The 791-nt window shown below is 70.2% G+C and carries 1 pseudogene; it reads left to right on the top strand.

Annotated features, from left to right (window positions below):
* A pseudogene (locus JCM21793_RS28030) lies at positions 1-791 on the top strand (cobaltochelatase subunit CobN); the annotation flags it as partial.

Below are 791 nucleotides of genomic sequence, written 5' to 3'. Positions count from 1 at the left end.
CGCGCCCGGCCCATCCGGCGCACCGGCGCGGGGGCGCACCGATGTTTTGCCGACGGGCCGCAACATTTTCACCGCCGATCCGCGCACCCTGCCCACGCCAACCGCAACCGCACTTGGCAAAATGGCGGCAGATGAGGCCGTGCGCGGCTATCTGCAGGAGCATGGCGACTGGCCGCGCTCGCTGGTGATCGATCTCTGGGGCAGCGCCAGCCTGCGCACCGGCGGTGAGGAGATCGCACAGGGGCTGGCTCTCATGGGCTGCCGCCCGCAATGGGATCAGGCGACGGGCCGTGTGACGGGCATTGAAGTGCTGCCACCGGCCAGCCTTGGCCGCCCGCGCATCGACGTGACGTGGCGCATTTCCGGCCTGTTTCGCGACATGTTCCCCACCCAGATCGCGCTTCTCGATACGGCGGTTGCCGCCGTGGCCGCGCGCGACGAGGACGACAGCGAAAACCCGCTTGCGAGCGCCGCCCGAAAAGCCGGCAAAGCGCCGGCGCGTATTTTCGGCTCCGCTCCCGGCACCTATGGCGCGGGGCCGGAAGAAAAGCTGGCGCGTGGAGACTGGCAGGAGCGCGCCGAACTCGGACAGGCCTATCTGGACGCCGGCGCGTTTGCCTTCGGCGGCGCGGAGGGCGAAGGCCGGCGGGAAGACGGCGCGTTTGCGAGGCAGGTGGCGGACGCCGACATGCTTCTCCACACGGGCGACGATGCCGGGCGCGACATTTTGGAAGGCTCGGCGGATGTGCCTTTATCGGCGGGTTCGCGGCGGCGGTGGAAGCGCTGGGCGG

It is taken from the genome of Nitratireductor aquibiodomus NL21 = JCM 21793, assembly GCF_000615975.1.
Classification (GTDB): Bacteria; Pseudomonadota; Alphaproteobacteria; order Rhizobiales; family Rhizobiaceae; genus Nitratireductor; species Nitratireductor aquibiodomus.
Note: the sequence above shows the minus strand (reverse complement) of the source record. Positions and strands in the feature narration are given on the sequence as shown.